Annotated in this window: 23 protein-coding genes; 8 read left to right on the top strand and 15 right to left on the bottom strand. The window is 60.0% G+C overall.

Features of this window, described 5'->3' with window-relative positions; translation table 11 throughout:
- Window positions 1-6: 6 nt before the first annotated feature.
- The 3 genes from RLW41_RS07525 to RLW41_RS07515 all read right to left on the bottom strand — a co-directional run bounded on the left by RLW41_RS07525 (window position 7) and on the right by RLW41_RS07515 (window position 2,726).
- The gene (locus tag RLW41_RS07525) at window positions 7-1,818 is read right to left on the bottom strand and encodes an ABC transporter ATP-binding protein (protein WP_414464095.1); all 1,812 of its coding nucleotides are present in this window, start codon (window positions 1,816-1,818) and stop codon (window positions 7-9) included.
- 320 nt (window positions 1,819-2,138) lie between these two features.
- Window positions 2,139-2,498, bottom strand: a complete 360-nt coding sequence (locus RLW41_RS07520; RefSeq protein ID WP_409561260.1) for a hypothetical protein — start codon at window positions 2,496-2,498, stop codon at window positions 2,139-2,141.
- Between the two features lie 12 nt (window positions 2,499-2,510).
- Window positions 2,511-2,726 carry a hypothetical protein gene (locus RLW41_RS07515; RefSeq protein WP_409561259.1) on the bottom strand — a complete coding sequence of 72 codons (216 nt, stop codon included), beginning with the start codon at window positions 2,724-2,726 and terminating at the stop codon, window positions 2,511-2,513.
- A 299-nt stretch (window positions 2,727-3,025) separates the two neighbouring features.
- On the opposite strand from RLW41_RS07515, the gene RLW41_RS07510 reads away from it, so the two are divergent.
- A complete protein-coding gene (locus RLW41_RS07510) occupies window positions 3,026-3,253 on the top strand; it encodes a hypothetical protein (RefSeq protein WP_409561258.1) in 228 nt (75 codons plus the stop codon).
- 52 nt (window positions 3,254-3,305) lie between these two features.
- Window positions 3,306-4,556, top strand: a complete 1,251-nt coding sequence (locus RLW41_RS07505; protein WP_414464094.1) for a DUF763 domain-containing protein — start codon at window positions 3,306-3,308, stop codon at window positions 4,554-4,556.
- 6 nt (window positions 4,557-4,562) lie between these two features.
- Here the strand turns inward: RLW41_RS07505 and RLW41_RS07500 are convergent, their stop codons facing one another.
- Both RLW41_RS07500 and RLW41_RS07495 read right to left on the bottom strand, forming a co-directional pair.
- Window positions 4,563-4,970, bottom strand: a complete 408-nt coding sequence (locus tag RLW41_RS07500) for an NUDIX hydrolase (RefSeq protein WP_409561256.1) — start codon at window positions 4,968-4,970, stop codon at window positions 4,563-4,565.
- Between the two features lie 413 nt (window positions 4,971-5,383).
- Window positions 5,384-5,581, bottom strand: a complete 198-nt coding sequence (locus RLW41_RS07495) for a hypothetical protein (protein ID WP_409561255.1) — start codon at window positions 5,579-5,581, stop codon at window positions 5,384-5,386.
- Window positions 5,582-5,790: 209 nt separating this feature from the next.
- Between RLW41_RS07495 and RLW41_RS07490 the strand changes: the two genes are divergently transcribed.
- On the top strand, window positions 5,791-6,006 hold the full coding sequence (locus tag RLW41_RS07490) for a 2TM domain-containing protein (protein WP_013949804.1): 216 nt from the start codon (window positions 5,791-5,793) through the stop codon (window positions 6,004-6,006).
- 121 nt (window positions 6,007-6,127) lie between these two features.
- The gene (gene pabB, locus RLW41_RS07485) at window positions 6,128-8,023 is read left to right on the top strand and encodes an aminodeoxychorismate synthase component I (RefSeq protein ID WP_414464093.1); all 1,896 of its coding nucleotides are present in this window, start codon (window positions 6,128-6,130) and stop codon (window positions 8,021-8,023) included.
- Here pabB and RLW41_RS07480 read toward each other — a convergent pair.
- The 3 genes from RLW41_RS07480 to RLW41_RS07470 all read right to left on the bottom strand — a co-directional run bounded on the left by RLW41_RS07480 (window position 8,000) and on the right by RLW41_RS07470 (window position 10,491).
- Entirely contained in the window at window positions 8,000-8,209 is a 210-nt protein-coding gene (locus tag RLW41_RS07480; protein WP_414464092.1) for a hypothetical protein, read from the bottom strand. The two genes, pabB and RLW41_RS07480, sit on opposite strands and share 24 nt — an antisense overlap.
- A gap of 143 nt (window positions 8,210-8,352) precedes the next feature.
- Entirely contained in the window at window positions 8,353-8,568 is a 216-nt protein-coding gene (locus tag RLW41_RS07475; RefSeq protein WP_013949801.1) for a hypothetical protein, read from the bottom strand.
- A 105-nt stretch (window positions 8,569-8,673) separates the two neighbouring features.
- On the bottom strand, window positions 8,674-10,491 hold the full coding sequence (locus tag RLW41_RS07470; protein ID WP_414464091.1) for a hypothetical protein: 1,818 nt from the start codon (window positions 10,489-10,491) through the stop codon (window positions 8,674-8,676).
- Window positions 10,492-10,982: 491 nt separating this feature from the next.
- On the opposite strand from RLW41_RS07470, the gene RLW41_RS07465 reads away from it, so the two are divergent.
- A complete protein-coding gene (locus RLW41_RS07465; RefSeq protein ID WP_013949799.1) occupies window positions 10,983-11,876 on the top strand; it encodes an alpha/beta hydrolase in 894 nt (297 codons plus the stop codon).
- 143 nt (window positions 11,877-12,019) lie between these two features.
- Here RLW41_RS07465 and RLW41_RS07460 read toward each other — a convergent pair whose 3' ends face one another.
- Window positions 12,020-12,739: a DUF2147 domain-containing protein gene (locus tag RLW41_RS07460; protein ID WP_013949798.1), complete on the bottom strand. Its 720-nt coding sequence runs from the start codon at window positions 12,737-12,739 to the stop codon at window positions 12,020-12,022.
- A gap of 283 nt (window positions 12,740-13,022) precedes the next feature.
- Here RLW41_RS07460 and RLW41_RS07455 point away from each other — a divergent pair, with 283 nt between their 5' ends.
- The 3 genes from RLW41_RS07455 to RLW41_RS07445 are packed head-to-tail and all read left to right on the top strand — an operon-like array spanning window position 13,023 to window position 16,001.
- Window positions 13,023-14,153: an ABC transporter permease gene (locus tag RLW41_RS07455; RefSeq protein ID WP_409561250.1), complete on the top strand. Its 1,131-nt coding sequence runs from the start codon at window positions 13,023-13,025 to the stop codon at window positions 14,151-14,153.
- On the top strand, window positions 14,150-14,902 hold the full coding sequence (locus RLW41_RS07450) for an ABC transporter ATP-binding protein (RefSeq protein WP_409561249.1): 753 nt from the start codon (window positions 14,150-14,152) through the stop codon (window positions 14,900-14,902). Before RLW41_RS07455 ends, RLW41_RS07450 begins: the two co-directional genes overlap by 4 nt.
- Window positions 14,895-16,001 carry an HlyD family secretion protein gene (locus tag RLW41_RS07445; RefSeq protein ID WP_414464090.1) on the top strand — a complete coding sequence of 369 codons (1,107 nt, stop codon included), beginning with the start codon at window positions 14,895-14,897 and terminating at the stop codon, window positions 15,999-16,001. Before RLW41_RS07450 ends, RLW41_RS07445 begins: the two co-directional genes overlap by 8 nt.
- An 86-nt stretch (window positions 16,002-16,087) precedes the next feature.
- Here the strand turns inward: RLW41_RS07445 and RLW41_RS07440 are convergent, their stop codons facing one another.
- From RLW41_RS07440 to bcsS, 6 genes are all read right to left on the bottom strand, one after another.
- Window positions 16,088-17,179, bottom strand: coding sequence for a tellurite resistance TerB family protein (locus RLW41_RS07440; protein WP_414464089.1), 1,092 nt, complete (start codon window positions 17,177-17,179; stop codon window positions 16,088-16,090).
- 90 nt (window positions 17,180-17,269) lie between these two features.
- Entirely contained in the window at window positions 17,270-20,392 is a 3,123-nt protein-coding gene (locus tag RLW41_RS07435; protein ID WP_414464088.1) for an efflux RND transporter permease subunit, read from the bottom strand.
- Window positions 20,392-21,606 carry an efflux RND transporter periplasmic adaptor subunit gene (locus tag RLW41_RS07430; RefSeq protein WP_414464087.1) on the bottom strand — a complete coding sequence of 405 codons (1,215 nt, stop codon included), beginning with the start codon at window positions 21,604-21,606 and terminating at the stop codon, window positions 20,392-20,394. The genes RLW41_RS07435 and RLW41_RS07430 overlap by 1 nt, the downstream gene beginning before the upstream one ends.
- Window positions 21,603-22,253: a TetR/AcrR family transcriptional regulator gene (locus tag RLW41_RS07425; RefSeq protein WP_414464086.1), complete on the bottom strand. Its 651-nt coding sequence runs from the start codon at window positions 22,251-22,253 to the stop codon at window positions 21,603-21,605. The genes RLW41_RS07430 and RLW41_RS07425 overlap by 4 nt, the downstream gene beginning before the upstream one ends.
- Window positions 22,254-22,721: 468 nt before the next feature.
- On the bottom strand, window positions 22,722-23,027 hold the full coding sequence (locus tag RLW41_RS07420) for a hypothetical protein (RefSeq protein WP_414464085.1): 306 nt from the start codon (window positions 23,025-23,027) through the stop codon (window positions 22,722-22,724).
- An 85-nt stretch (window positions 23,028-23,112) separates the two neighbouring features.
- Complete coding sequence (gene bcsS / locus RLW41_RS07415) at window positions 23,113-23,967, bottom strand: cellulose biosynthesis protein BcsS (RefSeq protein ID WP_414464084.1); 855 nt, start codon at window positions 23,965-23,967, stop codon at window positions 23,113-23,115.
- Window positions 23,968-24,179: the final 212 nt, after the last annotated feature.

The following is a 24,179-nucleotide window of genomic DNA, read 5'->3' as shown; positions in this document are numbered from 1 at the left end:
CGCGGTTTACGCCGCTGCCGTTTGCAAGCGGCGAACTTCAAGATCGACAAGCGATTTGTACGCCCCCGCCTTGCTGATCAGCGACCCCGGTGTCCCGTCCTGCACGATCTTTCCATTTTGAATCACGATAATGCGGTCGAAGTTGCGCAGCGTCGAAAGTCGATGCGCGATAGCGATGACAGTGCGACCGCGCATCAGCGTCGTCAGCGCTTCCCGGATCAGTTCTTCGGAATGCGTGTCGAGCGCCGACGTTGCTTCATCAAGGAGCAGCACCGGCGCATTCTTCAGGAAGGCGCGGGCAATCGCGATCCGCTGCCGCTGGCCGCCGGACAGCTTCGCGCCGCGATCGCCGACAACGGTATCGAGCCCATCTGGAAGTTGCTCGATGAAGCTCAGGCATCGCGCCATTTCAGCCGCGGCTAAGACCTCTTCATCGCTCGCATCGGGCCGGCCGTAGCGGATGTTATCCCGAAGCGAGCGATGAAAGAGGCTGATGTCCTGCGGCACGACAGCGATTGTCTTGCGCAAGGCGTCGTCAGGAAGCGTCGCGCTGACCTCGCCATCGATCAGAATGGCGCCATGCTGTACATCGTAGAATCGCTGCATCAGAGCAAAGATCGTCGACTTTCCGGCGCCGGACGGTCCGACGATGCCAACGCGCGCGCCCGGCTCGATCTTGAAGTTCAGCGACGAGAAAACCTCTTTGCCATCCGGATAGGCGAAGCCGACATCGCGGAACTCGACGGTGCCGTGCGTCGTCGCCTCACGCTTCGCCGACGCGTAGACCGGCAGTTCGTGCGGGATGAGTAGCGTCCGTAGCGCTTCGGAAAAGCGGGCGAGATGCTGCGTCACGTCGACGAGTGCCACGGCGAGATCGCGCGTCGCGCTGAGGATGGAAATACCCAGCGTGCAGACCAGAATGACGTCGCCCGGCGTTGCTCGGCCGGCCTGCCAAAGCGCGATCGACCACGCCAGCACGCACGACGTCAAAACGGCTGTCGTGAGCGCGTGGAAGATCCGGAGCCGTTCCAGAAAGTAGAGGCTGTCTTTGCGTGCACGGATTTCGCGGCTGATAACGCCGCCAAGGCGGCGATGTTCGCTGCGCATGCGCCCGAACGATTTGACGACGGAGATGTTGGAGATGACGTCGATCATGTCGCCGTCAACGTTTGCAGCCTCACGCGCATAAGCGTGGTGCAGCGGTGTCCCTCGCGCGGCCCAATAGAACATGATCACCACCACGACGCCGACGATGGCCGTAAGAGTGAGGGCCATCGCGACGCTGACTGTCGTCAAATAGATGATTGAGACAACCGTCGCGATCAGCGGCGGCAGGGCATTGAATGTCACCATGCTTTCCGTGGTGTAGAGCGCATTAGAAGTCGCGGTTATGCGACTCGTCAGAGCGCCCGGTGCGCGACCGTGGAAGAAGCTTGGCGCGTGCCCTGTCAGGTGCCGAAAAAGCTTCCGACGGACACGGCCGGTAACGCCTGTAAACGTCGAGTGCCCCAGCCACGCCGCAAGCCGCCAAGACAGATTGTCGGCGGCAATGAATGCAATGAGAAGAAAGAAAGCGGCCCAGACAGTTTGATGTTTCGTCGGATCGGAAAGCGCATCGACGAGTTTTTTGACGCCATATTGCGTCGAAACCGAAAACGTCACCGCGGCGATTACGGAGAGGAGAATCGCCAAGTGAGACCACCGATACCCGCGAATGATATCGGCAATGAAACGATAAGGATGCTTGGCAAATGCCGATAAATCGTTCGTCAAAATATCACGTCCCTCGATGGTCGACCGTTCGCGATAACAACTCATCGAAGCGAGGGCGGTTCATGGGCAGTGAGCGACAAGACCAATTGGTCGCGCCCTTCACTCGGATATGAGAGTTGTCATCGGCTGATCGGCCTATGCCGACGGCAGCCATCGGATTTCCGCGGGGCTGCGCTGTCCCTTGGGAACTGGGCAATATTCGCCCTTGTTCCTATTTCGGGTGGGAACACGAGGACGCCGTTTATGCAGAAATCTTTCGCAACATTTGTGAGCGTGCTGACCGTCGCGCTTGCCCCCGTAGCCGCGTCCGCTCAGGACGCAACCCAGCAAACTCAGACTCAGACGACAACCCCACTGCCGCCGTCTCAGACGGATACGTCGAGCCCGCTGACGCCGACTAATCCCAATACCAGCAGTCCGTTGACCCCGACGCAGCCAAATCCCATCACAGGACAAAACCAGCAACCGTCGAGCGCCGCTGCCGTACAGTCGAGTTCGGAAGTGCCGTCAACGTTTGTCCAGGCACCGATCGAGGACAACCGCGTTGACCCATCGGCCCCGAGTCCGCTGCAGTTGGAGATCGATCCAACGAGCTCGGAGTCGGTGTTACTCAGCCCCGACGTCACACAATTGGCGCCGACTGCAGCCGGTGTATCGCTCAATGCTGTGCAGGGCACGACGTCGACGACGTTGCCATCGCTTGGGTCATCGATCTCGCCGCCCACGTCGACGAGCGTCTATCCAGCGATAATCTCCGAGCCGACGGCTACGCAATCATTTCTTTCCTCACTGAGTGGAGCTGGGTTCGAGAGATCATTGTCGAACCGGCGCGTCGCGACGACTTCAAGTTCGAATTCCATGGCACCATTGATCGGCACCGCCGCCGTGATCAACTCAAGCCCGGTTGAGTCGATGACATCTGATCCGCCCGCAGTCGGCGCCTCAACATTCATGCGCTCGCTACGGTCTTCTTCGATCGTCTCGCCAAAGTTGGTTTCGACATCGCTCCGGCCGAGTTCGATCGGTCCGACAGCACTGCGCCCTGCCTTCCATGGCGGTTCATCAATGTCGGTTCATCGTGTGATGAGCAGTAGTCGGCGTTGAAGTGCTGCCTGCACAAACGTGTGGAACGAGTCGGCGGATAGCGCGTTAGCATCGTCGGACGGGGCGATAGGCTCCGCCCATGTAAGGAGCACCGGCGAGCATGTCCCGCCGGTGCTCCGATTGGACCCTTACAACACAGGATCGATGTATGAAGCTGGGCGAATTCACCCGTCGGGCCCGCGCGTCCCGTATGCAAAAAAAGGCGAAATATGAAGCCGCTTTTCAGCGCGCGATTCGCGATTTGGATCTGTCGGACGTATCCGCGACGCAGCGCCCCGCTCCGACCGTGCATTATCTGCGGAGCGAAACGCGCCGTCCCGTTTTATCGCTTTTCCCCAAAAACGATGCGCAGGGCGATTCGCGGTCACGCGTCTGACGCCTGCATCTGACGTTTGACGGTCGGCGAACGAACATGCGATGACGATTCCATGGCTCGTCGCACAGGAAGCGCTGATCTTCCACTTCATACCGGACGCGTTCCCGCGTGGCTCGCGGGGCGTATGGCCACGCTCGGCGCCGTCATCTGTCAGGCGATTGTTGAGCATTACGGCCGAGACGAGTTGCTCGGCCGTTTGGCACATCCCTTCTGGTTTCAGTCGTTCGGTGCGGTCATGGGAATGGATTGGCATTCCTCGGGCATCACTACGAGCGTCATTGGCGCCTTGAAACGCGGCCTGGAGCCGCTCAAGGACGATCTGGGCATCTATGTTTGCGGCGGCCGTGGCCGGCATTCGCGGCGAACGCCCGATGAACTGAACCTGCTCGGCGAGCGCATCGGCTTCGATGCGCAAGGCCTGACCCGCGCCAGCCGCCTCGTTGCGAAAGTCGATAGCGCCGCAGTCCAGGACGGTTTCGATCTTTATCTTCACGGCTTTTTCGTCACGCGCGAAGGCCGCTGGACGGTCGTGCAGCAAGGCATGAATGGAGAGAGACGCCAAGCCCGGCGCTACCATTGGCACTCTGGCGCACTGGCAAGCTTTGTCGATCAGCCGCATGCCGCGATCGAAGGGCCGCAGCAAGGCGAGATCATAAATCTCACGGATCGGAGAGCGGAAAAATCGCGTGCCGCGCAGCTTGATCTGCTCGCGCATTTAGGTCCGGACCGGATCGTGAAAGAGCTGCAGACGGAAATGCCGCCCGAAGCGCCGTCAGCCCAGCTATCGCTGCCGCACCTCGTCATGCCCGCGCATCACGACGTCCGTTCGAGCGACGTATTCACCCGTCGCTTGCACGCCACATTGGCGGCCGCGGCCGAGCGTGGGCCTGTCGATTTTCCGGAGCTACTGTTGACGCCCGGTGTCGGCGCGCGAACGGTGCAGTCGCTCGCGATGGTCGCTGAAGTTGTTCACGGCGCACCTTATCGCTTTCAGGATCCGGGTCGCTTTTCCCTCGCGCTCGGCGGCAAGGATAGCCAACCGTTCCCTGTTCCGGTCAAGGTCTACGACGAAACGATCACCGTGCTGAAATCGGCGATGCAGAAAGCGAAGCTTGGCAACACCGAAATGCTCGCGGCGCTGAAACGCCTCGACGATCAAGCCCGGCGGCTCGAAAGCTCCGCACGCGGTCCATCCCTCGAAGTGCACATCGCCCGTGAGCGTGCGCGTTCGCCGGACTACGGTGGTCTCTCGGTGTTTGGCTGGGAGAAAGAACCAGACGATAAAGCCAGCGGCTCGCGCTAACGATACTCAGGTGCCGTATTGCGCGATGAGTTCTTTCAACTTCGGTTCGCGGACTTTCTGCGCGGCATCGCTCTGTGAAAACCACGCGCGGACGCGCTCGTCGCGCTCGAGCCAGCTCTTGCGCTGCTTCTTGACCAAAAGCGGGTAGACATCGACGTCGACGATGCGAAAGGTGCCTTCCGGCATCTTCTTTCTGTAGCGATAGGTTCCGATCGGACGGCTGCGGATCTTGCCCGTTACGCCAGCTTCCTGCTGCGCTTCCCGCGCAGCGGCTTTGGGATCGCTTAGGCGCTTTGCCGGCCAGCCCTTCGGAATGACCCATCGTCGGGTTTCCCGCGACGACACGAGAAGCACTTCGAAACCTCCACCCTGCAATTTTCGCACGGGTAGTGCGCCAACCTGCCGAAGCGTCATGAAAAGATGTCCCGCCCTGTGTCTTAGGGGCCCGAATACAGGTTTGACATTGCGCACATCAACCAAATTGTCTGAACGTCGTATAGCAAACGTCGGATCGGAACCGATGTCTAGATAACTCTGTTAACGCACTAACGACGATCTGGGAGAAAATGCGATGATCTCCGACTTCGATCCTCGCCGCGACCCGGACGATTTGGAAATGGGGCGGCCGACCGTAAATTCCTCATGGCTGGCTGTAATCGTGCTGGTCATCGGCGTCGCGCTGGCAGGGTGGTACGTCTTGCTAAGCGGAAATGATGCGTCCAGGCAGTCTTCGCAGGAGGCGAACTCCGGACCCGCCCCGGCGGCCCCGAGCACGCCATAGCACCCTTTACAAAGCAAAACTTTGGGACACGCTGGCAGGACCGAAATCAGTCCTTTTTTGCTTTGGCCTCTTCGGCAAGCTTATCGACCAATGCCTTGTCGATGATCGGCGGCTTCCGATCAGCTGGCCGCACCGGCTCGTCGTCGCGGCTGTCGACGGCAATCGCATCGCTGCCGGGAAACGTTTCTTTGAGAGCTTCGTCCAGTTCTTTGTCGACTTCCGCCTTGGGCTTCTCGCGATTCATGGGGGGGACTCCGCGAACGTTCGCCGATTTTCTTTTCAATCCGGGCTGACCGATATCAACGCGTGTGCCTGCCGAACAGTTCAGTTTTGCGCTGGGCCCATGCCGGGTCACGATAAACTATACGCATTTGCCAGCTTCGCCATTATATATGTGTGCTGCCCCCCGAATGCCATCATGCTGAGCAATCGCAAGATGGAATGGAGATCACGATGCATAACCCTCTTCAGGACCAAGGCTTCAAGTTTCACTTGATCGCCTACGTCATCGTCAACGCGATCCTGATAGCCGTCAATCTCATGAACCCCGCGCACATCTGGTTCTTCTGGCCGTTGCTCGGCTGGGGCATCGGTCTAGCGGCCCATGGATATGCCGCCTCGAAAGCGCTGGGCCGGCCAAGACGCCCCATCCCACGCATGAGCCGGTAGGCGGGGCGGCTGAGGCCGCCGGCCACGCCATTCCGGCGCGACGGCGTGCAGCAGTCGCGCAGACCTGCTGAGTGCGAACGCGCAGTGGCAATCGCCTGGCCGCCGCGCTAGAAGCGGGCGCATGCAGTCAAATTCTCGAACGTCTCCTGATACCGTTAGTCCAGCGCCGCTCAAGACGACCTTAGACGCGCCGATACGGTCACCGGCATTGGCCGAGGGCTTTGTGCTGCTCGACAACAGCACCAGCCTCGACGCGATCTCAGAGCTTTTCGAGCGCCCTACCGAAATCATCAGAGCCGATGCCGCGGACGAGGTCGCGCCCGCGCTCGCGGCATTGCAGGCAGGCATCGGTCGCGGACTGCATGCTGCCGGTTTTTTCTCCTACGAGCTTGGCTATCTGCTTGAGCCGAAACTGACCCACCTCTTGCCGACACAACGCAAGGTGCCGCTGCTGTGGTTTGGGCTGTATGAGGCTCCGCGTCAGCTGACGGGCGGCGAGGTCCAGCGGTGGCTGACCGAGGAAGCGATCGGCAATCCGACGCTCGGTGAGCTGGCACATAGCTGGGATAGCAGTTCTTATCTGAAGCGCTTCAATGAAGTTCAAAAGAACATCAGAAGCGGCGACATCTATCAGCTCAATCTGACGTTCAAGGCGAAGTTCAACCTTCAGGGCTCGCCGCTCGCGCTCTATCGCGATCTCCGCTTGAAACAGCGGGTCGCCTACGCAGGCATCGTCGATACCGGCGATGTGACGATCCTGTCGTCCTCGCCCGAGCTGTTCATCAAGCAGCATGACCGCATCATCGAGACGCGTCCGATGAAGGGGACCGCCCCGCGGGCCGGTACGCCCGAAGGCGAAGCCGAAGTGCGCAGCGCCCTTTCGAAAGACGTGAAGAACCGCGCCGAAAACCTAATGATCGTCGATCTGATGCGCAACGACCTCGGCCGCATCGCCGATCTCGGGTCTGTCGGCGTCACCGATCTCTTCACCGTTGAAACCTTCAAGACGCTCCATCAGATGACGTCGGGCGTCGAAGCCCGTCTGAAAGACGGCATCGGCATCGTCGATATTCTGAAAGCGATCTTCCCCCCGGGCTCAATCACGGGCGCGCCAAAGATCCGTGCAATGGAACTGATCCGGGAGCTGGAGACTGAGCCGCGCGGCGTCTACTGCGGTGCTATCGGCCGGTTTTCGCCGGATGGGTCGGCGCAGTTCAACGTTGCGATCCGCACGGCCATCATCGACCGTAAGGGCTTCGGCGAAATGGGCATCGGTTCGGGCGTCGTCGCCGATTCCGATGGCCCGAAAGAATACGCCGAGTGCCTGCTCAAAATGAAATTCCTGACCGATCCCGTGCGCCGCTTCGAGCTGATCGAAACGATGCTGTACGTGCCGGGAGACGGCCTCTGGCTGAAGGGCTATCATCTCGCGCGCCTTGCCGCCTCCGCCGCATATTTCGGGTTTTCTTACGATGCCGAGAAGGTGCGGGATGCGATCGACACCGCCATTGCAACGGCGCCTGATCAGCGACTGCGCGTTCGCTTGTTGTTGGATGAAGACGGCGCCGTTTCCGCAACCGCGACTCCGCAACCAGAGACGGCGGCCGACGCGGTCATGCGCTACGTCATTTCCGATACGCGGATCAACAGTGCCGATCTTTTCCTTTATCACAAGACCACGCGGCGCGAACTCTACGACCGCGAATGGAAGCACTATCACGACACCCTTGGTGCCGATGAAGTGATCTATCTTAACGAAAATGGTGAGTTGGCCGAAGGTAGCCGCACCTCGATCTTTATCGAGCGCGACGGACGTCTCCTGACGCCACGCCTCGCAGCCGGTCTGTTGCCCGGCACGCTGCGGGCGGCACTGTTGGATGAAGGTCGGGCTGTCGAGGCGCGTCTTACGATCGAAGACGCCAACGCCGCAAAGACGATCTATCTAGGAAATTCGGTGCGCGGTCTGGTACGTGCCGGACCGCTTGTGCCGCCGTTATCGGTCGACAACCGGAATTAAGACTGATCCGGTTTCGACAGATACTTGACTGCCGGGCTTAAAGTTGATGACCGAGGTCTTGATGTCCTGCCGGGCGGCGATCGACATGGCGGCCAGAGCCGCTAACGTCAAAGCAATCGCAGCAACGATGGCTTTAGATGAAAGCCGCGCGCGACGTGCAAAGACCTGAGAAATTTCCTTGGACATGTCCTGATCGATACGCGCCGAGATGTCGTCTCTCCAGTCCACCGGATGCCGCGCGACACCTTGCGCACGCGCAAACGGAGGCCTCACAAACGGCATAAATTGATACAGCTCGGACTAGACGCAAGACGCATAGCTCAGCGCCTCTACATGCCCCGTACCATGCAGCCAAGCATGAGGATGGTGTAAGCCACGAGCATCGCCCAGGACTCGTTTCCGGTCAGCATCGGGATCTCTGCACCGAAAAATTTCGACATCAGAACAACCACGGTCAAAATCACGGACAGCATAAAAGTAATGATGCTTGGCGCCTTCAATCCCATATCGTGAGTTCCCTCCTCGCTTCTCAATCGAACGCGCATGTCCGCCCCCCTTTTGTTCGCGGGTCCAAATCGCGAATCCTTATAGCAGGCGCCGATCACACCAGAGATGAGACTTCATCGATTGATGTGGAAAGGTTCGGCCGTTCAAGCCGAAGGGCGGTCGGCCTGTGGCCGGGAAAACCGCCTCGGCCGGAACAGCCGGGCAAGCCAGATCATGACGATGAGCGCCAGGAACCCGGCGAGGGCGACGGCCCGCGGATGTTTGTCCCAGAGCAGAAGAGGGGCCACACGGCCTTCCCAGACCAGCCGGCTGTCGTCGAAAAGCTCTTTGCTCGATAAGCCCTTATCGGGCGCCAGCATCATGTTAACCGCCGCCAGTTGGTCGCTGCTGGAAATGATCCGCTCGCGGACGGCGCGCGCAGCCAGGATCTGCATTTTCGCGGGCTCGGCAGCGACCACCTGCAAGACTTTTTCACGAGGGGCAGGTTTCAACCCTGAAAGATAGCCCGCCAGCGCCTTCAGCTCATCCTCCGACAACGAGCGCAGCAGACTGTCCAGTGCCGACGAATTGAGTGTGAACAGCATGTCGCGGGCGTCTGGCGGCACGCTCGCGATCTTGAGGATTGCGGACCGGTCGTTGAGCGCCAGGATTCTATCGAGCGATGCGCGGGTAAGATTCTTGGGATTGATCCGCTTATGCAACTCATAATCGGCGACGTTGCCGAGTTTGTCGCCCGCCAGCGCCGTCCAATCGAGCCCGGCCTGAATGGATTTGAGATCGCGGGCGATCTCCATGCCTTTGTCGGGCATCAGATGAACGGCCGAATTGAGCGTGCCGTCCTGCAGCCGCTTCAAGATAGACGGTTCGCCTTCCGACGTGACCAGGATCGAGACCACTTCATCGAGCCTCGGCAATGCCTCGGGCTTCACGCCATCGAGAAAAGTCTTGAACGCACCATTCTGGTCGGCGAGCTGCAGTACAAGTGCGTGCGCGCGTCGAAACGACTGCCAAACCTGAATGACCTGATCGGCGGCGGCCTGCGCAATCTCGTTGACGTTATCGTTCATCTGCGACTGAAGCGCGTTCGCCAGTTCGTCGCGCACCTTGTCCTTCGTCGCCGGCGCCTTCATCTCCTCAGCAATGATCGGCAGAACGCCGTTGCGGAAATCCCAAAGATCCTTCGCGATCAGGACAAGCCCGACGCCCCCCGCGACCACCGACACGAGCCGCGACAGGACGCTGCCAACCAGACGCTGGCCGATCCGTTCGGCAAGGTTTGCAAGCTGACGGCGAACGATCAGGATCGTTGCGCCGGCCAGTCCGGCGCCCGATTCTTTCAGCATCGCTCCCGTCGAGACGTCGCCGGAGCCTTTACTCGGATCGACGATGATGCCCTTGCTCGCATCGCCCGCCAGCGCGCTGGCGACCGCTCCGCCATATCGCGGACCGACGTAAGCCTTGAGGCAATCGAGCAGGGGGCCGGTCGCGTCCGAGCTTGCGAACTCGATGGTCTTGCCGACCTCTTTGGCGACACCGGCAGCTAGGTCCTCGATGCCGGTCTTGACGGCATCTGAGCGATAAACGCGTTCCGCCACCATGGTCGCGAGCTTCTGCGACTTTTCGCTGTAGGCCAGCGACTGCAGCCGTTCTGACCAACTCGTTTCGCTCGTCACCTCGGCGACGGCGATGTCGACGCGGTTGTCGATGATCTGGTCGAGATTCCGCTGCCGCCACTGGTCGGCGACGAGCACTTTATAGTCGATCGACTTGGTGCCGTTCGTGATTGCGTCCGTTACGATCCTGACCACGGCGGCCCTCAGCGAGGCATCGTCCTTGGCCTGGCAGGCCTCATAGTCGGCGCGGCTGATCGGGTCGGCAATGGCAGCCAGGGACGAGAGCTGCCCGAGCGCTAGGGCTGCAGCGGTGAGCAGCGAAACGGGCGGGCGTAACGAAAAAATCACTGCAGCTCAGTCCCAGCCTTGTCATCCACCGGTAGGCATCCGCAGGGCGGGGCCGGTAACGCACTCTTAAGTATAATTGACCCAATGCGGGTGACCAGTGACGACTGAACTTAAATCCAGGTTTATTCGTTGTGGTACCGGGATTTGGAGTGGGATCCGCACAGTTCGGTAATGTTCTGTTCATCGGGAAGCGATTAACGCGGTACCCTTGGTAACAGCGGCGGCGTTCACCACGTAGTATGCCGCAATGCAGCAACGTGTTAGGGAAGTCAGGCCGCGGCATGAAGTCCTGTTTAACCAAACGGAAGTAAGCGGATGTCAAAAGCTATGGCGTTTTCAGTTACTTCGTAATAGCTTCACAAATCACGTCTGAAGTACGGGTATCTGCAAGAAAGCTCAAATCTGCGGCGACGCGACAAAGTTGCGTTGGCATCCAAAGCCACCGCGTCGTAAGAGCCACCGACAGGGAAATAACGAGTTCAACGTAGGTAATGAAAAACAAAGAAAAATTTCAGGCCCCTCGTGGAAGTCTGTACATCCCCGGCGGCCGTTCGGGCATCCTGCTGATTCATTCTCTCGGCGGCTCGCCGCTGGAAATGAAAGCAGTGGCCCATGCGATGTCGCGCAAGGGAATGACAGTTTACTGTCCCGTTGTTCCAGGTCTGACCTTCGGAACCGACGTCTCCGGGCTTTCGACGTGGCAGGACTGGTATAAGTCGGTCGCAGCCGCTTTCGATCACATGCGGACTGTTTGCGACAACATCATTATCGGCGGTGCATCGGCCGGTTCGATCCTTGCTCTGCGGCTTGCCGCATACCGGCAGGATCAAGCTTGCGGCCTGATGCTGTTCGCCCCGACGCTCTCCGTCAACGGCTGGGCGATTCCGAAAACCATCAAGTTGTTCCACCTCGTCACCGACAAGTGGACGGCGCGACTCTTCAAGTTCCGCACGCCGGCACCGTACGGCATCAAGGACGAGCGCGTTCGTAACTTCGCGCTTGAGTCGCTGCGTGGCTCCGACAACATGCCGGCCGACATCACCGAGCGCGGTGGCGGCACGGTCTACGAATTCCTTTCACTCGTGCGTAACGTTCGGCCGATGCTGCCGCTCGTAAAGCTGCACACGCTGATTTTCCATCCTCGTCACGACGACCAGAGCGACATCAAGAATACGATGGCGCTTCAGCGACGCCTCGGTGGCTTGGTCGAAGTCTCGGTTCTCGACGACAGCTATCACCTCGTGACGCTCGATCGCCAGCGCGGGTATGTCGTTGATCGGTCGACGGAATTTGTTGATCGACTGCTTGCGCGTCAGGCCGACAAGGTCGCCGTGCAGAAAGCCGTCTCGTCGACGAATTCAAAGCAACTGGGAGCGGCTGAGTAGCCGCTCTTCCAGGCGTTTCCTGTCACAACAATCGCAATGCTATCAGCCCTTCCGGCCACGACTTGTGGCCGGGAGAGGTGAGTTGAAGTCGCCCCTGGCAACCCCGGCCACTGACCATTCCGGTAATCAAGCGTCCGCTTCGATCACGGATTCGAAGCGACCGGCGGAGGCTCGGCGGTAACGGCCGCCTTCGCAACTTTCTTCTTTTTATGATGCGATGATTTGGCGATGTCGGCGGCTCCGAGCTTGGAGGCGCCAGACGCCGTCTTGCTCTTCTTCGCGTTCGAAGCCTGCTTCTTGCGAACTGCAGGAACAGGCACCGGCACCGGCGGAAGTGCCGCTTGCGAATCGCATGACGGCAGGTCGGAAGGCGCACGCGTCCAGATGAAGGACTTGCCCAGGAAGCGCATGCCCTTGTAGCCCGTCACCTTTAACGTGTCTGGGCCGAGCAAATCGAGCGCTACACTGAAGGATTTGCCCTGCTTGGGGTCATAGACCCAGCCGTTGTCGAAGCCGCCATCCGAAATTTTCTCCAGATCGCCCAAGACGGGCAAGCCGCAGATTGGTCGGGTACGCTTCGAGGGCTCGGGATTATAGCGATCTATCTTCGGCTGACCGTCATCAGCCATCGGCTCTTTGAGCCAATAGATTTTCCCGCAGAGCGTCGTCGGCGTGCAGATCTCGATCTTGACCGCGCCTTTGCCGGTGTCGTCATACCAGACGCCGACTTCCTTCGGATCAGCCGCAGCGGTGGACGCCTGCATCGTAAAGCCGAGTAAAAATCCCGCGGCAGCGATTGCAGCGCCTGAACAATTCGCAATGTTGAAGCAACGCATGACAATAAACCGCAGATGAAAGTTCAACTTTCATACTCCTATGCCGCGAAAGAGGCAAAACATTGGAACCTATTTGTTAAACCCTCGCTAAGGCTTCCGTAATTTTGTCTTGGGCCTTACGTATAAGATGCTTAGCGGCTAATTCTGGCAAAACGTGACGCGGACAGAATAAGCGTTTCGCTGTAGTAGCGACGAGCCAATAGCGCTATACGACCCAGGCGTGCATGGGCGCGCCGTTGTTCGATTTCAGGCCAGCGCCGAGTTTGGGCCGGCAGCCCCTTTGGAAACGTTTGAGAGACCCCGCAGGCACATGGTTTTTACGCTCGCGCTTCGTAATCTTCTGCATGACCGCGTCCGCCTCGCCGTGACGCTGATTGGCATTTTATTTTCGATTGTCCTCGTGGCTGTGCAACTTGGTCTGTATCTCGGTTCGAGCCGCATGATCACGGCAAACATTGCGCGCTCGAACGCGGATCTCATCATCACCACATACGGCGCGAAAAGCTTCGAAGACGGCGGCCTGCTGCTGGGAGACCGTGAGCGGCATCAGGCTCTCGCGACCCCCGGCGTCGAAAGCGTCGTTCCGATCGTTGTCGCCTTTGCCGAATGGCGTAAGCCCGAGGGCGGCTCCTCGCGCGTCGTTCTGATCGGTGCCGATGCCGACGACCAGGGTCTTGTCCCGTGGTCGCTGACCAAAGGCACGATCGAGGACATCAAGGCGCCTGACGCAATCGCTGTCGACCAGACTTATCTTGGCGAGCTTGGCATCACCGGCATCGGCGATACGGCCCAGGTCGCCAATGGCCGCGTTAAGATCCGCGCGCTGACGGAAGGCATCCGGTCGTTTACCCAGTCGCCCTACGCCTACACGACGCTCAACCGCGCGCGCCAGCTTCTGGGCGCTGACGACGACAAATCGACGTTCCTGCTTGTAAAGCTCGTTCCGGGTGCAAACGTCCAGGAGGTGCAGAAGGACCTCGCGCGCCGTCTCGATTCAGCCGACGTGCTGACGAAAGACGAGTTTGAATCGCGTAGCCTCAAGCAGTGGCTGTTCCGGACCGGCGCCGGTCTGGCCCTGATCGGCGGTGCCATTCTAGGCAGTCTCGTGGGTACGGTGATCGTGGCGCAGACCCTTTATTCGAGCACGAAAGACCACATTCACGAATTCGCGACCTTGCGTGCGTTAGGGTCTTCAAGAGGCTACATTTACAAGGTCATCCTGGCTCAGGCGGCGCTCAGCGCGGTCATGGGATATGTCCTGGGTATGGTGATAGCGTTATTGATACTTTACCTCAGTAGGAACTCGTCGTTGCCATTGGTCATGACCCCTGGTTTGGCATTCTGGCTCTTCGCACTGACACTCTTCATGTGCGCGATCTCGGCGCTTTCGGCCATCGTCAAGGTCACGAAGATAGATCCGGCCACGGTGTTTTCGAGATGACCATAACACCTGTCCTGCGCGCAGAAAATATCGTCAAGGAACTGGGCTCGGGCGCCGGTTTGGTGGTCGCCGTCAAGGGCGTCTCGCTCGACCTGGTTCCCGGCGAGCTGACGCTGCTGATGGGACCATCGGGCTCCGGCAAGACGACGCTGCTCTCCATTCTCGGCTGCATTCTGAAGCCGACATCGGGCAGCCTGCGCATTGCCGACACGGTCATCGACGGTCTCTCGGCCGAAGAGTTGGCCAAGGTCCGCCGCGATCACATCGGCTTCATCTTCCAGTCCTACAACCTCTTTCCGACGCTTAATGCGCTGGAAAATGTGCGTATTGCCCTCGACGTCCGCGGCATTAAAGGCTTCGAAGCCACCAGCCGCTCAGAAGAGGTTCTGCGCGAAGTCGGCCTTGGACACCGGCTGACGAACTACCCGCGCAATCTTTCTGGTGGCGAACAGCAGCGCGTTGCTGTCGCTCGTGCCATTGCAAGTTCCCCGTCCGTAGTGCTAGCGGACGAGCCGACGGCCGCTCTCGATAGCGAAAACGGCCACGCCGTGATGGCGCTCCTGTCGCGCATCGCCAAGGAGCAAAATCGTAGCGTGCTGGCCGTGACGCACGATCCACGAACGCTCGGATACGCCGATCGCGTCGTGCGCATCGAAGACGGTAAAATCGTCGGTGAGGAACGCCGGCCGGAGGGTATCGACTCCCCCGAAATTACGGATTTGACGAAGAGGCGAAAGCTGCATGCTTAAGAAGATTGATCCGGCGGTCGCGACCATTGTGGTTGCCGCCACCATTGCGCTTGTCGGTGGCTTTGGCGTCAACGCCCTGACACAAACCGAATCCCTGTTTTCGAATATTGCGGGCTCGGCCCACGCCGACACGACCGCCCCGGCACCGCAATGGGCCGCTTCCGCCACCGCGCGTGTCGAGCCGAAAGACGGCGAGGTCCGCATCGCCAGCGAAGTCGGCGGCAAGATCGTCGAAATCCTCGCCAAGACCAACGACATCGTTAAGACAGGCGATCTTCTGATCCGTCTCGATGACGCGGACTACTACAACAAGATTTACGCCGCTGCCGCCGAGGCGAGCGTCCGCGAGCGTGAGCGCGCCGACGAGCCGGCAACAGGTCCGGCGCTTGATCGCCGCAACGCCGACGACGCCGTCTTTAAAGCTCAGCAGGCTGTATTCGACGCGCACGAAACCTTCGATAAGGTTTACCGCGCTTGGAAATCCGCCGACGGTCCGGAAGACGCCGTCGACAAGGCGCGTCAGGATCTGGCCGAGAAGAAGAAAGCCTTGGCGGCCGCCAAGGATAAGCTCGCTCAGGTCGAGAAAGAGCCCAACATGCCGCTCGAGCAGCGATTGGAATCCTCCCTTGCGCTGGCGCGCTCCGATCTGACGTCGGCAGAGCTGGCACTTGAGCGGACCCGCATTCGCGCGCCCGCCGACGGCACGGTTTTGAACGTCCTCGCCCGCGTCGGCGAGACGGCCGTCCCGTCGCCGGACAGCGCTCTCGTTGTCTTCGGCGACATGTCGAGCCTGCGCCTGCGCGCCGAAGTCGAAGAGCGCGACGCCGCCAAGGTTCACGTCGGCCAGCGTGTCGTCGTGAAGGCCGACGCCTTCCCCGACAAGACGTTCGAAGGCACCGTCACGTCAATCTCGCAGTCGCTCGGTGCGCCGCGCATTGCAACCCGAGGCCCGCGTCGTCCGAATGACGTTGAGGTCGTCGAAGTGATGATCGCGCTCGATGGTCACCCGCCGCTGTTCACGGGCATGCGCGTCGATGCATTCTTCAAGCTCGACAACGAAGCCGCGACCAGCATGCCTTCGACGACCAAGACGAACTGATCGCGTTATCTTGGGATGAAAACAAAAAGGGCGTCGGCGTTTATGCCGGCGCCCTTTCTTTTGAGCTGAAACGTGCCGAAGATCACTCAGGCGGCGGCCGCTGCAGTCGCATCGATATGCGCCGCAAGTTTCGGATCGAGCCGCAGCGCGGCCGCAAGCGACGACAAGAATGCTTGTTCGGCAGGCGAGTTATCGGCCACCGCAATGCGCGCTGCAGTGTAAAGCTGAAGCGCTTCCTGCGGATTTTTGACCGCATCCGCGAGGTCCTGGACGGACGCCGGGTTATTAAGTTCCCTTGCGAAGAACGCCTCCGCCTCACCATCGAGGCCCGCCTGTTTCAAGCTGCCGATGATTTTGTCGTGCTCGTTTGCATCGATCCGTCCGTCGGCATGTGCCGCGGCGATCATCGCCTGGATGTAATGCACGGCGGCATCGTTGCTGACGGCGGCAGGCTCGAAGCCTGATCCAGCCGGAGGCGGCTCCGTCGATGTCGCGCCCGTTACGAGCGGCCGTCCGGCCTGATAGTTCTGCAAAGCTTTGTAGGCGAGGCCGCCGATCATCGCCAAAGCGCCAAGCCGCGCCGCGCTGCCCGCAAGCGATCGTCCCGTCTGCGTGCCGAGCAACAGTCCGCCCAAACCACCTGCAGCGGCGCCCGCCGTGTAGGGATTGTTCTGGATGAAGCCTTTCAGCTTGCTGATGATTTCAGCTGCCTGCGGATCAGACGCAAGGCGGCCGAGCGCATCATTTGCGCCTGTCGCCTCGCCAAGGCGCGACGAGCCTTCTTTCACTCCCTGCGTCGCCTGCGTGAAAACCTTGCCAAGAATATCGCCAATACTGCCGCCGTCGGTTACAGCGCCTCCTGCCTGCCCAAGCTTGTCCTTGAGCTGAGTAAGAATATCGCCGAGTTCGGGATTGGAGCCGGAAGGCGCGGCCGTAGCGCCCGCGCCAGACGATGTCGACTGTCCTTGCGACAGGCTTTTCCCGATCTGACTCAGGATATCTCCGAGGCCGCCGCTGCCGTTTCCGCCAGCGGGCGCTCCACCCGCACCGCCGCCAGCGTTTTTCAATATGTCGTTCAGTATGTCTCCGAGACCGCCACCCGATTGCGGCGATGAGCCGGCTCCGGAAGGCGATGCACCTCTAACAATATTTTCCAGAATGGATTTGGCGTCGAACATAGCGGGGGGTCCTTCTGTTGCAGCCATGGCCTGCAACGTAGGTATGCAGAGCCTGCAGCACAATCGGACCTCTGCACAATCTTGGCGAATTTATTCTGCCGCGAGTGGCATCGGTTTGGCTGCAACATGGCCTGCCGTTTCGACTTCGTCGCCCGGCTCGTCGCGCGGTCCGATAAAGCGGCCGAAAATGCGCTGCATCAAATGCCCGACGTCGTCCATCACGGTAAAGAACGACGGCACGAACACCAGAGACAGCAGTGTCGAGACGAGGAGGCCGCCGATCACCGCAATCGCCATCGGCGCGCGGAATTCGCCGCCGTCACCAAGCGCATAAGCGCTGGGCAGCATTCCCGCCGCCATAGCGAGCGTCGTCATGATGATTGGGCGCGCGCGCTTGCGTCCCGCATCGAGCACGGCTTGATCGCGGTTGACGCCAGCCGCGATTTCTTCGATGGCGAAATCGACGAGCATAATCGCGTTCTTCGTCACGATTCCCATCAGCATCAAAAGCCCGATGTAGACCGGCATGCTGATCGGATTGTTTGTCAGCAACAGCGCAAGTGCGACGCCGCCGAACGATAACGGCAGCGACAGAAGAATTGTGACCGGCTGAAATACGCTCCCGAACAGCAGCACCAGCAATCCGAAGACGATCAGAATGCCGGTGCCCATCGCCGTGATGAAACCATCGGCGACTTCGTCCTGTACCTCGGCGTCGCCTGACGGCTGCAGCGTGACGGATTTCGGCAAATTCTGATCTTCGATGACCTTCAGGAATTTGTCGCGCGCGGTGCTCATCGCCATGCCGCGATCGAGATCGACACCGACGACCGCACGCCGTAAACGGTCGTAGCGTTCGATCGATGCTGGTCCGCGACCAAGCGAAACGGAAGCTACCGCCGTTAACGGAATAGCTTTGCCTCCGGAATTCGTCAGCCGAAGCTGCTCGATCTGTTTGAGATCGGTGCGCGTCTTTTCTGCGAGCTGCACGCGGATTGGAATTTGCCGATCGCCGATTGTGAACTTGGCGAGATTGAAACCGGTATCTCCAATCGTCGCGACGCGGATCGCTTCGGCAATCTGATCCGGCGCCACGCCGAGCCGCGCAGCAACGTCGAGCCTTGGCACGACACGGATCTCCGGCCGGTCGGTCGAACCTGATGCTGCAACGTTGCGGAAGCCCGGAACGCCGCGTAACGCACCTTCGACCTTACCAATCGCGGCGTTCAGGTCATCGCCATCACGTGACAGCATCGAGAAGGACAGTTCGCGCTCGCCGCGCTCGTTGACATACCATGCGCGCGTATCGGGAATGTCCGAGATCTTTGCCGCAATAATCGATTTAAGCTGCTTCTGCGTAAGCTTGCGGTCTTCCTTCGGGACGAGCTTCACATAGAGCGCGGCACGCCGGACTTCGAGCTGGCCCGTGGGGCTCGTGCCGCCAAGCACGAAAACCTGCGCCACCTCCGGAATGCTTTCCAGCGATTTGACGACCTCATCCGTCTTGGTCAGTGTTTCATCGAGCTGCGTGCCCGGTGGTAATTCAACGGCGACGACGACGCGCGACGTGTCTTCGTCAGGCAGGAAGCCGGTCGGCAGCAGCGTCGTTGCGTAGATCGACGCAGAGAACAGCGCCACGCCGGTCACGAGTGTCAGATAGCGGTGGCGCAGTGTCATCGATAAGAAGCGCGTATAAAAGCGCATGAGCGGCCCGTCGGCGTGATGTTCTTCCGGAACGGGACGCAAGAAGTAAGCCGCCATCATCGGCGTTATGAGACGCGCAACGAGCAAAGAGACGAGCACGGCGACGGCAACCGTCAAACCGAATTGCCGGAAATACTGTCCGGCTATGCCGCCCATGAACGATACCGGCGCAAAAATCGCGACGATCGTCAGCGTGATTGCGATCACCGCGAGGCCGATCTCGTCGGCAGCTTCGAGCGCGGCGCGATAGGGCGATTTTCCCATATGCATGTGGCGCACGATGTTCTCGATCTCGACGATGGCGTCGTCGACGAGAATGCCGGTCGCGAGCGTGATGCCGAGCAGGCTGACGAGGTTCAGCGAAAAGCCAAGCGCACTCATCGCCCAGAACGTCGGGATCGCCGCAAGCGGGAGTGCGATGGCCGAGATCAAGGTCGCGCGCCAATTACGCAGGAACACCATGACGACGAGCACCGCGAGCACGGCACCCTCCATCAGCGTTTCCATTGCCGCAACATAGTTGCCGCGCGTATATGCGACCGCGTCGTCGATCTTCGTCAGGTGAACATCGGGATATTCGGCTTCGAGTTCCTTCAGGCTTTCGTTAACCGCGTCGGAAACGGAAAGCTCGCTCGAACCTTTCGTCCGGAACACCGAGAACGACACGACCGGCTTGCTGTCGAGCCGTGCGAACGACCGCTGCTCGCTCGCGTCGTCGATGACTTGACCGAGATCCTTGAGTCTTACTTCGCGCCCACCCGCCAGGATGATCTTGGCATTGGCAAGCGTCTCGACCTGTCGGGCGCCCGCAAGCGTGCGGATCGCCTGTTCCTGACTGCCGATCTCGCCGCGTCCTGAGCCGAGATCGACGTTCGTTGCACGGACCTGAGCGTTCACCTGCGCGGCCGTGATGCCGTAGGACAGCAACTTGTCGGGATCGAGGTTGATGCGGATCTCCCGATCAACGCCGCCATAGCGCTCGACCCGGCCGACGCCCTTCGTCGCCTGCAGCTTGCGCTTGATGACGTCGTCAACGAACCAGGAAAGCTGTTCGAGCGTCATGCCCGGCGAAGTTGCAGCGAACGACAAGATCGCTTGGCCCTCGACGTCGATGCGTTCCACGATCGGCTCGTCGATCGTGCGCGGCAGGTCCGCGCGTACTTTCGCAACCGCGTCTCTGACGTCGTTCAACGAGCGGTCGGTATCGGTGCCGAGCCGGAATTCAAGCACGGTCGACGACAGACCATCCGTCAGCGTCGACGTGATGTGCTTCACGCCGATGAGATTGGCGACCGAATCTTCGATAATCTTGGTCACCTGCGTTTCGAGTTCCGCAGGCGCCGCCCCCGATTGCGTGACTTTGATCGACACGATCGGAATGTCGATGTTCGGAAACCGCGTGACGGGCAGAGATTTGAAACTGAGCGTGCCGAGCAGCATCAGCACCGCGAACAGAACGATCGCGGGAACCGGACGGCGGATCGACCATGCCGAGATGTTGATCCGCATCACTTCGCCTCGCTTAGTCGCGCTTCGGGAAGGATCGGGCGCACGGCATCGCCGTCGCGCAGAAAGGTTCCGGCGCGCGTCACGATGAGATCGCCCTCGCTGACGCCATCTTTGATCTCGATGAGATCGTTGGCGACGAGGCCGATCGTGACCATGTGCTTTTTGACTTTGTCGTCTTTCACAACCTGAACCGACGCAAGATCGTGATCGAACGTCACTGCCGATGCCGGAACGGCGAGCCCTCGGCTTGAAGCCGTTTCGATCCGACCGCGCGCGTACGTGCCGATCCGCAAGACCGGATTGACGCCGAGGAAAATCTTTACGCGTCCGAGCCGCGTCGTCTTATCGACCTCCGGCGAAACGAGACGCACCTGACCTTCGAAGTCGCCGATTTGCGGTACCGTGACGATGGCCTTCTGTCCGACCTTGACGTTCTTCAATTCGGTCTCGACGATTTCACCATCGAGCTCGATTTGGCCGTTCTCGATGATGCGAAACATCGGTTCGCCGTTGGCCGATGCCATCGCGCCGATGCGTGCCGTTCGCCTGCTGATGATCCCGTCTTCCGGCGACGTGACGTCGGTATTGCTCCGCCGCCAGAGAAGCTCGCGCCGCTGCGCCTCGACCTGCTCTTTCTCGGCCTCGGCGGCTTTCAGGCCGTCGCGCGCCGCTATGAGTTGCGCCGCCGTCGTCCGCGCAGCGCTCTCACGCTGATCGTAGGTCGAACCGGAGAGATATCCCGATTGCTTCAGCGGAACGGCGCGTTCGAGCTGGGCCTGCGCCTCTTTCGACTGCGCGTCGGCTTGTACGATTTGGCTTTGCGCTTGCGCGATGGCAGCCGTGGCACGCGCCAAGTTCGCATCATTCTGCGCCAACTGCGCATCGAGCTGCTCGGCCACGAGGCGGGCAAGCACCTGTCCCTTTTTCACCTTGTCGCCTTCATCGGCGAGAAGTTCGAGAACGCGCAGGCCCTCAACCTCGGGAGAGACCAAAATTTCTTCGCGCGGCACGAGCGACCCGGATACGGCGGCTGTCTCGACGAAATTCTCCGTCGTCACCTTCGAAACGGTAATCGCAGGTGCGGCAACGGTTTTGGCGACCTCAAGCCGGGCGGCCTGGATTTCCGCCGTGTGCTTCTTTTCGAGGTAGATGTAGCCCGTGCCGGCCAGTGCTCCAGCGGCAACGAGACTGAAAAGGAATTTCTTGAGGTTCATTGTCTGGCCTCACGGGCAGAAAACTTTGTCGAAGGCCGCGCGTCGTCGGACGTGTCTTTCGGATTGAGCAGATCGCCGATGATATCCATGATGACCGGCAGCACGGTGCGCATATCGGCCGTTGGGTCGATCGCGCGGCGCCAAAACATGCCGTCGCCGAAGACGTTGAACACTTTCACGAGCGTCTGAATGTCTGTTCTGGGCGCGATGCGGCCTTCGTCGATCAGACGGCGAAACAGAGCTTCGAAATTGTCATTGCAGAATTTGTCGACGCTCATGAAAATTTCGGCGATGCGTGGATTGCGTGTCGCCTCGACGCCCATCTCGACGACGAAGCGCTGCTTCTCCGCCGCTTCTTCGAGAAAATAGTGCTCGCCGATCTCGCGCAGCGCCCCGAGGAAATCCGGTGCCGTCGCCAGCGCGGCAAAGCGTTCGGCAAATTCCGCCCGGTCGCGTTCGCACAGGCCCGCGATCAGCGCTTCCTTGCTGTCGAAATAGACATACAGCGCGCCGGGCGAGACATGCGCTTCCCGGCAGATCGTCTGCATCGTCGTCGCGTGGAAGCCGCCGCGCGCGAAGCATCGAAGCGCGGCATCGAGAATGTGCTCGCGCCGCGCACGTTGGGTATCTGGCTTGAGCTTCGGCATAACGGACGGATCGTCCCCTCGGTAAAAATAAAAAAACGAATGCCTATTCTGTTTGACGTCAGATTGCGGTGGCCGCAAGGCGAATGATTGTTCGCTTTGTAAATTTTTGTTGCAAAGGCATGCCTCCAAAAGCGCCGGTCTGGGGCTTTGCGGCACATAAGTTATTGGATTGCATGAGATATTTAAAAAGAGGAGCAGTAGGTCCCGCAACCCACCGCTCCTCTCTCATCTGCCCGCGCCGTACGGCCGGGCGGATTTCTGCCGGTACTTCGAACGAATCGGCCCCGGTTTGTCTCAATGCCGGGTTGGGGTGCCGCAAAAGCCTTTCGACTGCCAGCGTGCTGCGGCGGGCGGCTATTGCGTTTCATATGGGGCGCTGTTCCAGCGATCGCCAAGGTCACCTTGGCGATGAACTGCATCAGTCCGACGCGCGTCGTAGCCGCAGGCCAGGATCGCAGCGGCCGCGCCTTAGCGCCGGCAGGGTGTTCCGGCGAAGATGCACACCGTTCCTTTGGGACCGGTCATGCATCGTTCCTCGGTATCCTGTGCCCGCCCCCAGTTTGCGTAATCGGGACCGAGTGTCGTCATGGCCCGGACCTTTGCGCGCCAGTTGGCGCGCGTCTTGGCCTTTGCCGACCATTCGAAGCGCGATTCCTCGCCTCGCGCCACGACCGGAGCCGAGGCGCACGTGTCGGCATGTGCACCGTTCGGGAATTCAGGAACCAGGATCGTCGCAAGAATGATGACCGAGACGGTCCCGAGAATATTTTTCATTGTCTCATGCGTGTGGCGGCATCTGTTATTGGAACAGAATACAACGACGCTTTCCCTCATCTTGGCAAGTCTCGCACCAACTTCGTCAGTAGTGGAAAAGCACGTTGAGAGTGCCGTAAGCGGAAGGATCGTCGGGCGTCCAGCCGTCGATCCACCACGCCCCGCCGCTTGCCAGGGACACCTCGCCGCCCGTCCATTCGTAACGTGCGAAAAGACCCGCGCGGCCGTTCCACGCCCCATCGCCCGTTTCGATATTTTTATCGTAGCGAAGCTCCGGCCCGATTGAGAGCGCAGGTGTCACACGCCAGCCTGCACGCCACCGTGACGCCGTCTCGTTTCGCGCCGTCGAATAGCTGACGTCGAGCGACGTCCACGACGTGTCGGTAAGGTTGAGCCAGAACTCCAGCGCACCTTTGACGCCGAACTCGATGCCGTCATTGTCCTGCGTCGGATCGAAAGCGTTGAGATGATTTTCCGATGACATCGAGAAGCCGCCAAAGGCTTTCGCCGTCAAACGACCGAGCTGGAGATAATATCCCAGCAGCGCCTCGGCGTAGGAATGCGAGACCTCGTAGTGTTGCCGGGTTCGGTCCTTTTCCGAGCAGATATCGTTCAGCCATGCCACGCCGCAGTTCGTATGCGGACCCATGGAATCGTAGCTATAGCGCCCGTACCCGCCTCCGAAGCGCAACCGCCAGCCGTCGCTGTAGATGTTTGGGCTGAAGGGCGCGATCGTCATGCCCGAATAGAATAGCCACTGGTCGCGGGCGGCATCGACGCCGCCATATATTTCGCGCCAGCCGTAAGCAGGGGCGTCGGGCTGGGCTTGAAGCTCTTCTGCCGAAGCCGTCATGGGTGCAGAAATCATGATGAGCGTCGCGATTGCCGCAGCAATCACGCCGGTTACGCCGATGCCCCCCTGACGCCACGCCCCACGCATTCGAACGCCAACTTGAATAAACTCGTATTAGGCAATTTGAACATAAGGGCGCCCGGCGCGAGCTTTCGTCAAGAAGAACAAAGAAGAATTTGTTTAACGGTTGGGGTTGCGAAATGTCTAGCAACGCAACCGGAGCAGGCAAGGAAGTTTGTCCGCGCCGCTCTGCTCAATTCTACTGTTTGACCTACCGCAAAGCCCGCAGGAAGGGGCAG

Source organism: Hyphomicrobium sp. DY-1, from assembly GCF_047497105.1.
GTDB lineage: Bacteria > Pseudomonadota > Alphaproteobacteria > Rhizobiales > Hyphomicrobiaceae > Hyphomicrobium_B.
This window is presented reverse-complemented; position numbering and strand designations above follow the sequence as displayed.

Bases quoted from the DNA above. Each gene is read 5' to 3' on its own strand.
- RLW41_RS07475 (WP_013949801.1), bottom strand. From the start codon at position 8,568: ATGCGCGTTCGATTGAGAAGCGAGGAGGGAACTCACGATATGGGATTG.
- RLW41_RS07455 (WP_409561250.1), top strand. From the start codon at position 13,023: ATGGTTTTTACGCTCGCGCTTCGTAATCTTCTGCATGACCGCGTCCGC.
- RLW41_RS07505 (WP_414464094.1), top strand. From the start codon at position 3,306: ATGGCTCGTCGCACAGGAAGCGCTGATCTTCCACTTCATACCGGACGC.
- RLW41_RS07525 (WP_414464095.1), bottom strand. From the start codon at position 1,818: ATGAGTTGTTATCGCGAACGGTCGACCATCGAGGGACGTGATATTTTG.
- RLW41_RS07435 (WP_414464088.1), bottom strand. From the start codon at position 20,392: ATGCGGATCAACATCTCGGCATGGTCGATCCGCCGTCCGGTTCCCGCG.
- RLW41_RS07465 (WP_013949799.1), top strand. From the start codon at position 10,983: ATGAAAAACAAAGAAAAATTTCAGGCCCCTCGTGGAAGTCTGTACATC.
- bcsS (WP_414464084.1), bottom strand. From the start codon at position 23,967: ATGCGTGGGGCGTGGCGTCAGGGGGGCATCGGCGTAACCGGCGTGATT.
- RLW41_RS07445 (WP_414464090.1), top strand. From the start codon at position 14,895: ATGCTTAAGAAGATTGATCCGGCGGTCGCGACCATTGTGGTTGCCGCC.
- RLW41_RS07495 (WP_409561255.1), bottom strand. From the start codon at position 5,581: ATGAATCGCGAGAAGCCCAAGGCGGAAGTCGACAAAGAACTGGACGAA.
- RLW41_RS07490 (WP_013949804.1), top strand. From the start codon at position 5,791: ATGCATAACCCTCTTCAGGACCAAGGCTTCAAGTTTCACTTGATCGCC.
- RLW41_RS07425 (WP_414464086.1), bottom strand. From the start codon at position 22,253: ATGCCGAAGCTCAAGCCAGATACCCAACGTGCGCGGCGCGAGCACATT.
- RLW41_RS07500 (WP_409561256.1), bottom strand. From the start codon at position 4,970: ATGACGCTTCGGCAGGTTGGCGCACTACCCGTGCGAAAATTGCAGGGT.
- RLW41_RS07510 (WP_409561258.1), top strand. From the start codon at position 3,026: ATGAAGCTGGGCGAATTCACCCGTCGGGCCCGCGCGTCCCGTATGCAA.
- RLW41_RS07440 (WP_414464089.1), bottom strand. From the start codon at position 17,179: ATGTTCGACGCCAAATCCATTCTGGAAAATATTGTTAGAGGTGCATCG.
- RLW41_RS07480 (WP_414464092.1), bottom strand. From the start codon at position 8,209: ATGTCCAAGGAAATTTCTCAGGTCTTTGCACGTCGCGCGCGGCTTTCA.
- RLW41_RS07420 (WP_414464085.1), bottom strand. From the start codon at position 23,027: ATGAAAAATATTCTCGGGACCGTCTCGGTCATCATTCTTGCGACGATC.
- pabB (WP_414464093.1), top strand. From the start codon at position 6,128: ATGCAGTCAAATTCTCGAACGTCTCCTGATACCGTTAGTCCAGCGCCG.
- RLW41_RS07515 (WP_409561259.1), bottom strand. From the start codon at position 2,726: ATGAATGTTGAGGCGCCGACTGCGGGCGGATCAGATGTCATCGACTCA.
- RLW41_RS07450 (WP_409561249.1), top strand. From the start codon at position 14,150: ATGACCATAACACCTGTCCTGCGCGCAGAAAATATCGTCAAGGAACTG.
- RLW41_RS07430 (WP_414464087.1), bottom strand. From the start codon at position 21,606: ATGAACCTCAAGAAATTCCTTTTCAGTCTCGTTGCCGCTGGAGCACTG.